The organism is Microvirga sp. Mcv34 (assembly GCF_024519725.1).
Classification (GTDB): Bacteria; Pseudomonadota; Alphaproteobacteria; order Rhizobiales; family Beijerinckiaceae; genus Microvirga.
The window spans coordinates 1-8252 of the sequence record NZ_JALJRK010000133.1; the positions used below are offsets into that span (position 1 = coordinate 1).

The window sequence follows — 8252 nt, forward strand, 5'->3', positions numbered from 1 at the left end:
CAGCATCGCACAGCCCACCAGATTTCGGAATCACCCGTCAGTGACACAACACTAGGACGGCGCGGTAAGGCCACTGCTAAGTTCTGCCGCCCCGACCCTGCAAGCGCCGCGGGCGCTATGGGTTAACTCGCGTTCTTCAAGGCGGCTACCACGCTTCAGGTTGTCTTAGCCCATTCCCCATGTCTGGAAACGGCCGCTAAACCAAGGTAGATCACATCACGCACTGGCTGTGCCGCAACCGGAGGCCTCATGAACATCCAAGATCTTGTCGTCCACGTCCCCCCTCACGGCGATGGCCCCGATCATGGCGTCAAACTTGCGTTTGACTTGGCAGCACGTCAGGGATCCCACGTGACAGCCATCATCGACGAGGTCCGCCTCACCAGTTTGGACAACCCGTCGGCAACCAGCGAAGCTGACGAGCGTCTCCGGCAGGAGATCAACGAACGCTCGCGGGACCAAGCCCAGCGTCTGGCTCATGCTGTTGCGACCGCGGCAGAGGCAGTGGGCATTCGGCACGAGGTTGTGATCGAGCCCACCTTCTCCTATCAGGTGGGGCAGGTCTTTGCCGACTACCTCCGGGTGCGGGCTCTTGGGATCGTCGGTGTTCATGGGGCCCTCGAGGGGGACATCCGCCTTTTGATCGAGACGGCCCTGTTCGAGACCGGCCGTCCGGTAATCCTCGTTCCGCCCACCGCATCATCAACCCTTGGAAGCGACAGGGTGATGGTGGCCTGGGATGCGACGCCCGCCGCCGTGCATGCCGTCACGGCTGCCATGCCTTTTCTCCGCGCAGCACGCGAGGTCCTGGTCGTTCATGTCACCGATGACAAGGCCTTTCAGCGCGGCCGATCGGGAATCGAACTCTGTCATCACCTGTCGCGGCACGGCGTCCAGACGCAGTTCGCGCCCGTGCAGCGTGGTGACCAGGACGTGGCTGATGCTCTCCTTGAGGCCGCCCGAGTTCATGACGTCGGCCTGCTCGTGATGGGCGCCTATGCCCATTCGGCCCTGCGGCGCCTGATCTTCGGCAGCGCGACACGCGGGATGTTCGAGCGTTCGTTCGACGTGCCGATCCTGATGGCGAACTAGCCATCCTGCCGGGATCGTGCTCAACCAACAGGCTCTGGCCGCTGTCCTAGCATGCGCTTGGATCACCCTGCTGGGCAGCCCCAGAACCATGTCAAATCGAAGGATGCTGACCCCGGCAGGCACGACCAGCCGGGGCATGTCTGCATCAGACGGAAGCCAGTTCAGTACGAAAGGAACAGCGGGACCGGAGACGCGTTCAGGAGCGACTGGGTCACGCCGCCGAGCACGAGCTGCCGCAGGCGCGAATGGGCGTAGGCGCCCATCACGACCATGTCCGCCTGGGTTAAATTCGCATGGTTGCGCAACGTCTCGGCCACATCCCCCTGCTGGGCCGGCAGGTTCACGACATTGACATTGATGTCGTGGCGCGCCAGATGCGGTGCGATCTCGGCACCCGGTACAGTCTTGGCCAAATCCTTCTCGCCTGTAACGCTCACGAGTTCGACCTGGTCGGCCGCCCGCAGGAACGGCAGGGCATCGTTGAGCGCGCGGGCCGCCTTCGGGGTGCCATCCCAGGCAACAATGATCCGCCCGGCTCTGAAGGTATCCACACCACGTGGAACGACGATCACCGGCCGGCCGCTGGAGAAGATTGCCTGTTCGATTAGGGTGCGGTCCGTCGTCAGGACGTCCGGATCGGCATCGACCACGGTGAGGTCATGCACGCGGCTCAAGGCGGTGAACCGCTCGACAAGATCGGCATACCGGAGCTGAACGCTCTCGACCGTGCAGGGAACCCCCTCCAGGTCTGCCTGGCGGCGAGCGCTCTCGGCCGCGGCCTCGGCGAGCTCCCGCACCCGCTGGTTCTCACCCGCCACGAGCCCGGCCGCCATCGTGCTCACGACCGCGTGGGTCAGCACCAGTTTGACCGAGGCCGACAGGGCGGTGGCGTGGGCGCCGGCCTCGCGCGCGAGGGACAGCCCATAGGCGAGTGCCGCCGACGGGACGTCGGCCTCTTCCGTAAAGCCGACGAGAATGTTTTTCACATTGTTCAGGGGCACTCTTAGTCTCCTTGATAACCTACGACGATGCGGAAGGGAGGGAAGCGAGCCTATGGCGCCCGCCCTGCATCGATGCGCATGATCTCTATCACGCAAGGTATACGAAGCAGGCGTAGACTCTCATCCGTCAGCGCTCATTGTTTTCAGTGGCCAGCGCCAGGCCACGTCTCGGAAGGCAAGGGCGGGAACAGCTCGCCCAGGCCGCGCGGTAACATTGCGCCCGGGGAGCACATCAGCCGCTTGGATCATTATCTTCGGAGCGGCCACCGCACCGGATGCGCCTCGTCCAGATGCTCGCGGAGCAGAGCCATGTTGCGCAGGTTCGAGCGGAAGAACACGTCACCGACCCAGCCCACGAGTGGAATGGCGCCAACTACGAAATCCACGCCGACATTCCCAACCATGCGCAGGAGCGTCCCGGTCGGCACGCCGAGACGACGCGCTTCCCAGATCAGGTAAGCCGACATGCCTTTCGAGGTCAGCGTACCGATGCCGGGAATGAGATTCAGGAGGGCGTCGGCGCCAAAGCGGATGTTGGTTCCCGGCACGCGAACAGCGCTGTCGAGAAACCGCGCCAGCACGTCGAGGCGCGCGCGGGTCTCGTCCGCGCGAAGCGAGGCGTCGCTGAGAGGAGAGGGATAGGCATAAGACGTCACAGTCGTCTCCCAGATGCGGAGCAGCTTCAAGCGCTCCTCAGGTGAGAGAGTCCGACATCGCAGCCTGGGGAAGACTGCCAGAGGGGCCCGGACCCCGATGGCCTGTACGTAGGAAGGACGAGAACCGGGTTCAAGATGGGAGCAGCAGGAACGAGCACCAGATCGGGCCCGCAGGATCAGGACAGTCCCGACAACCGGCAGCGCCGAGACGAGGCCGGCCAAAGCGGCGCCGGAAGCAATCAGCCTCTTTAGCCGCATTGATCCAGCTCATGGATCGGGCTCAGACCCCATGGCATGCTCCCACGATGTTTCGACTTTCACCCGAGCCATTCCTCACGGTCCTCGCTGCCTCTAACACTGCGATCCGGCCGCTCGGATTTGACGATTGCGGCCGCTCTCTCAGAATGTGGGGGCTCACCAATGGGGCCCCTCATTGGCTCTCGCTCGCGCGGATCCTCGCTGCGGCCTCCATGCATGAGGTGCCTCAAGTTCGTATGCCGTTGGCGGGAAGCCTCATGACCAACTCGCCTATAGCCCTTGTTCGGTCTACCTGTAAGGAGAGGAGGGCGGCATGATCGAGAGCGCGGGCAATGCTCCCGACAAGCCTGCGTCAATGTCTGAGATCAGGACAGTCGGACCTTCAGCCTCCTCTCGATCTCGGTCAGTTCATGGGGCAAAGGCACCGTCACTGCAGAACCTCCACAAGCTCGTCCGCCCCATCCTGGTGGCTCTCCCCGCAGTGGGCCTGATTCTAGGATTCGTCACGGGACTGGCCGGGGGCGAGCCTTGGCCGGGGATCATCTGGGCTGCCGCGACGGTTCCGGTGTTGAGCGCCCTGCTTGGCGAAATCGTCACGAGTCTCAGGCGGGGAGAAGTGGGTCTCGACATCGTCGCGGCTCTCTCCATGACCGGCGCCCTGGTCTTCGGGGAGCACCTGGCTGCAGTGGTCGTGGCCCTGATGTATGCGGGCGGACAGTACCTGGAGAGCTTCGCCGAGCGTCGCGCCAGCCGCGAGATGACGGCTCTGCTCGCGCGCGTGCCGCGAACGGCCCTCCGCCATCGAAACGGCAGGCTCGAGGAGGTCCCTCTCGACACCATTGAGCCTCACGATCGTCTGCTCGTCCGCCAGGGGGACGTGGTGCCGGTGGATGGTGTGGTGGAGGGGATGGCCGTCCTCGACCAGTCGGCCCTCACAGGCGAGTCGCTGCCCGTGCAGAAGACAGCCGGTGAGGCTGTGATCAGCGGAGCAATGAACGTCGGCGCGGCTCGCGGACCGGTTCGCCATGGCCTTCCTGGCCCTGACGGTCGCCCTCGCCGGTGGCGCATGGTTCTGGAGCGGCGATCCGATCCGGGCCCTGGCCGTTCTCGTGGTCGCCACGCCTTGCCCTCTGATCCTGGCGGTGCCGGTCGCCATCGTCTCGGGCGTCTCGCGGGCGGCCAAGATCGGGGTCCTGGTCAAAGGGGGGAGGGCGCTGGAGACGCTCGCCCGCGTTCGCACCCTCGTCATCGACAAGACGGGCACGCTTACCCATGGGCAGGCTCGGATCATCAAGATCCACCCCATGGCAGAGCTATCCGCCGAGAAGCTCCTCCAGCTGGCAGCGTCGCTCGACCAGGCCTCGAAGCACGTCATCGCACGGGCCCTCGTCTTGGAAGCGCACGCGCGAGGTCTCGACCTCCTGCCCCCTACGCAAGTCCGGGAGATCCCGGGCGAGGGGCTGGAAGGAATCGTGGACGGCCGACGGGTCGCGGTGGGCGGAACCCGATTTGTTGCCCAGCGGATTCCAAATGCCGGCGCCATCCTGGCCGGCGGACAATACCCGGTGGGATCCGTCGTGGTGGCTGTGGCCATCGACGGCCGGCTTACCGGATTCCTGGTGCTGGCGGACCGGCTGCGCTCGGAGGCGGCTCTGGTGGTCGAGAGCCTGCGCCGTCTCGGGATCGTCCGCATCGTTCTGGCAACAGGAGACCGCCGCGACGTGGCGGAAGCGGTCACGGTCGGGCTGCACCTCGACGCGGTTCATGCCGAACTCACGCCCGACCAGAAGATTGCAGTCGTGCAGGCCGAGAGGCCGCATGGCCCTGTGATGATGATCGGGGACGGGGTCAACGACGCCCCGCCCTTGCCGCCGCCGATCTTGGCATCGCCATGGGCGCGAGGGGAGCCGCCGCATCCGCCGAAGCGGCCGATGTGGTTCTTCTGGTGGACCGGCTGGACAAGATCCCTGCTGCGGTGCAGGCAGCGCGCCGCTCCCGGCGTATCGCGCTGCAAAGCGTCTATGCAGGGATCGGTCTTTCGGTGGTCGGGATGCTTGTGGCTGCCCTGGGCTATCTGACGCCGGTCCAGGGCGCCTTGATCCTGAACGCTCTGCGGGCCCTATGGGGTGGAGGTCAGTTGGGAGCACAGGGCCTCAGGCGAGCTCGTGTCCAACCTTCTCCTCTCTGACTCTGGCGAAGGTCCAACGAACTCGCTCTCCCTGACTGAGCGTCGTCGCTCGTCAAAGGACCGGAGGCAGCCTTGGGCTTGACGACTGGCAAGAGAACAGTGCCGTGCATGACGCGATGCAAGATGTCGTTGACCGGCTCTCCCATCGTTTGTCATGGATCAAGCCTGGCTGTTCGGTTGTCGTGTACTTAAGATACGATCGTTCGTGTTCATTCTTCGACCCAGGAGATGCTCTTGCCGCTTCGCCTTCACTTTTATGGCGCTGCCCGAACCGTCACAGGTTCGTGCTTTCTGCTCGAGACGGATGCGGCTCGCGTGCTGGTCGATTGCGGAATGTTCCAGGGGTCGAAATCCGAACGGGAGCTCAACTACCAACACTTTCCGTTTCGGGCCGCCGGCGTCAGCGCGCTCTGCCTCACCCATGCCCATATCGACCACAGCGGCCTCGTGCCGAAGCTCGTGAAGGCCGGATTTGACGGACCGATCTATGCCACGGCCGGCACGACGGATCTTGCCTCCATCATGCTCCCGGATTCCGGGTATATTCAGGAGCTCGAGGTCGATCAGCTCAACCGACGCAACCGCCGTCGCGGGCGGGAGACGGTGTCGCCCATCTACACGGCTGAGGATGCGATCGCCTCTCTCGATCAGTTCCGGCCCGTCCCATACGGCCAATGGCAACAGGTCGCCCCCGGCTTTCGGGCCCGCTACTGGAATGCAGGCCATCTTTTAGGCTCCGCCTCCACCGAGATGGAGGTCACGGCCAATGGCGAGGGGAAGCCGGTCCGTCTTCTGTTCTCCGGCGATATCGGACCCGACCACAAGCTCCTCCAGCCGGACCCGGACGGACCGCGTGACCTCGATTATGTCATCCTCGAATCCACCTATGGCGATACGGATCGCGAAGGCACCACGATCGCGCGCCGGCGGCGGATGCTGCGGGACGAGGTCCGCGCGGCCATGCGCCCGAGCGGGGTCCTGCTCATCCCGTCTTTCGCGGTGGAGAGAACCCAGGAGATTCTCGTCGATCTTCTCGAGCTGATGCAGGCAGGTGAGCTTCCCGACATCCCGGTCTTCATCGACTCTCCCCTGGCTATGAAGGCGAGCTCCATCTTCAAGAGGCATGCCGGAGAGCTGGAGAACGGCTCGGATCTCGTCGAGGCTCTCGAATCGCGGTGGGTCCGCTTCACGGAAACGGTCGAGCAGAGCAAGGCGATCGATCGCATCCATAGCTTCCACATCATCATCGCCGCCAGCGGGATGTGCGAGGCAGGGCGCATCCGGCATCACCTGAAGGCGTGGCTCTGGCGCGACGAGGCCACGGTCCTCTTCGTCGGGTTCCAGGCTCAGGGGACGCTCGGGCGGATCCTGCAGGACGGCGCTTCGAAGGTCAGGATCCACGGCGAGGAGATCAAGGTCCGCGCTCGCATGCGGACCCTCGATCTTTATTCCGGCCATGCGGATGGACCAGAGTTGAAGGCTTGGCTCGCGGACCGCCTTCCCGTCCTGCGCGGGGTCTTCCTGGTGCACGGGGAGGATCTGCCCCTCAGGGCGCTGCAATCGTCCCTCGCGAGTCTCGATCACGTGCCCGGAGCCATCATCCCGGGGATCGATGAGATCTATGATCTGGCGGGCGATCGAGCGGTCCGGATCGAGCGCCATGAGGCGCGCCTGCCAGCCTCGAGCGCTGGCCATCGCGACGGGCACAACGATTACGCGGAGCTGCTGCTGGAGATCAACGACGCCATCGAAGCGGCGGCCGACCGCAGAGCCAAGGGCGTCATCCTCCGGCGGATCAGGGATGCTCTCAAGGCAGGAGCCGGCGAGTAGTCTGAGGGAGACTTTTCCACCCTCGCCCCAGCTCCATATTGACTGGGATCAAGGTGGGGAAGCGACTCGTCTCTAAGCTCTGCCTCAACGGCCTGGCCTTTTCGAGGCTCGCCTGCATTCTGGAGGGACCATTGCTCTATCGTATCACGCTTCATCTGGCCCGCAGTAAGCAGTTCCCGGAGGGCAGTCTACGCTATGGCTACGAGCTGACCGCGCCTCTCGACGCTCAAGGCCACTTGGATCAGGAGGAGTGGGTGGAGAAGCGGGCCTATTGCCGGGTTCGCCGCTTCTGGCTCGATGAGGGCGAGCGGCATGGCGTTCTGGTTCACCGGTCGGGTGGGGCCGGCGGCGCGACCTGGATGATCGACTAACAGCTGGGTCGGGTCGAAACATGTTGAAGGGAGCGCGCCGCTCACAACGCCACCACGGTCGCGCCGGATTTGGCCTGGCGCGGCTTGGCGCAGGGCTTCTGCCGCAGCAGGCGAAGGGGCTGGCGCCGGCCGCGCAAGGACTGGTCCGGGACGAAGTCCCACAAGGCGCTGTCCACGACCGGCTTGGCTGCCTGCAGGGCGGGTTCGGACACGAGGAGGTGTACGCCGAGCTCACCGGCGAGCTCCTCGATCCGGTTGGCAGCATTGACGGTGTCACCGATGACCGTGAACTCCAGGCGCTCCTCGTCGCCGAGCGTTCCCGCGGTGACCTCGCCGTAGTGGATGCCGATCCCCACTGCTATAGGGGTGAGCCCCGCCGCGGCACGGTCGCCGTTCCAGCGGTCCGTCACTTCGAGGATCTCCAGGCCACATTGAACGGCGTTGCCGGCGTCCACCTCAGTCGGATGCGGCACGCCGAACACCGCCATGATCCCATCACCGATGAAATTGTCGATGACACCACCCTGCCGCGCCACCGGCGCCGGTACTCGGTAAGGAAAAGGGCGAGCTCGCCCGCCGCCATTCGCTCGGCCACCGGGGTGAAGCCGCGCACGTCGATAAACATCACGGCGGCCCGCTGGGGGCGGAAGGACGGAGGTCCCGGCTCGGAGTGCGCGAGCTGGTCAGCGATGCCTGGACTGAAGAAGCGGGACAGGTTGGAGCGCAACCGCGCCTCGCGGATGCCGTCCGCCAGCGCCCGGCGCGTCCGACCCGCCGCCACGAACAGCACGACGGCCGTGAGCGCCACGACGGAGAGGCGGGTGATCTCCCCCGGCAGGACGAAGGCAGCATCCGG

6 protein-coding genes and 2 pseudogenes are annotated in these 8252 nt (G+C 65.0%); 4 read left to right on the forward strand and 4 right to left on the reverse strand.

The window, feature by feature from the left end; translation table 11 throughout:
- The first annotated feature begins 351 nt into the window (after positions 1 to 351).
- Positions 352 to 1092: a universal stress protein gene (locus OC446_RS28280; RefSeq protein WP_262032272.1), complete on the forward strand. Its 741-nt coding sequence runs from the start codon at positions 352 to 354 to the stop codon at positions 1090 to 1092.
- Positions 1093 to 1253: 161 nt separating this feature from the next.
- Here OC446_RS28280 and OC446_RS28285 read toward each other — a convergent pair whose 3' ends face one another.
- Complete coding sequence (locus OC446_RS28285; protein ID WP_262032273.1) at positions 1254 to 2093, reverse strand: universal stress protein; 840 nt, start codon at positions 2091 to 2093, stop codon at positions 1254 to 1256.
- Between the two features lie 248 nt (positions 2094 to 2341).
- Positions 2342 to 2779, reverse strand: a complete 438-nt coding sequence (locus OC446_RS28290; RefSeq protein ID WP_262032274.1) for a DUF4112 domain-containing protein — start codon at positions 2777 to 2779, stop codon at positions 2342 to 2344.
- 583 nt (positions 2780 to 3362) lie between these two features.
- Between OC446_RS28290 and OC446_RS28295 the strand changes: the two are divergent.
- The 3 genes and pseudogenes from OC446_RS28295 (at position 3363) to OC446_RS28305 (ending at position 7396) form a co-directional block, all read left to right on the forward strand.
- Positions 3363 to 5195: pseudogene (locus OC446_RS28295) on the forward strand (HAD-IC family P-type ATPase).
- 228 nt (positions 5196 to 5423) lie between these two features.
- The gene (locus OC446_RS28300; protein WP_262032275.1) at positions 5424 to 7025 is read left to right on the forward strand and encodes an MBL fold metallo-hydrolase; all 1602 of its coding nucleotides are present in this window, start codon (positions 5424 to 5426) and stop codon (positions 7023 to 7025) included.
- A 131-nt stretch (positions 7026 to 7156) separates the two neighbouring features.
- Positions 7157 to 7396, forward strand: a complete 240-nt coding sequence (locus OC446_RS28305; protein ID WP_262032276.1) for a hypothetical protein — start codon at positions 7157 to 7159, stop codon at positions 7394 to 7396.
- A gap of 41 nt (positions 7397 to 7437) precedes the next feature.
- On the opposite strand, the gene OC446_RS28310 is transcribed toward OC446_RS28305, so the two are convergent.
- Together OC446_RS28310 and OC446_RS28315 are read right to left on the reverse strand one after the other, a co-directional pair.
- Complete coding sequence (locus OC446_RS28310; protein ID WP_262032277.1) at positions 7438 to 7884, reverse strand: adenylate/guanylate cyclase domain-containing protein; 447 nt, start codon at positions 7882 to 7884, stop codon at positions 7438 to 7440.
- Positions 7803 to 8252: pseudogene (locus tag OC446_RS28315) on the reverse strand (hypothetical protein); the annotation flags it as partial. The pseudogene OC446_RS28315 and the gene OC446_RS28310, both read right to left, overlap by 82 nt.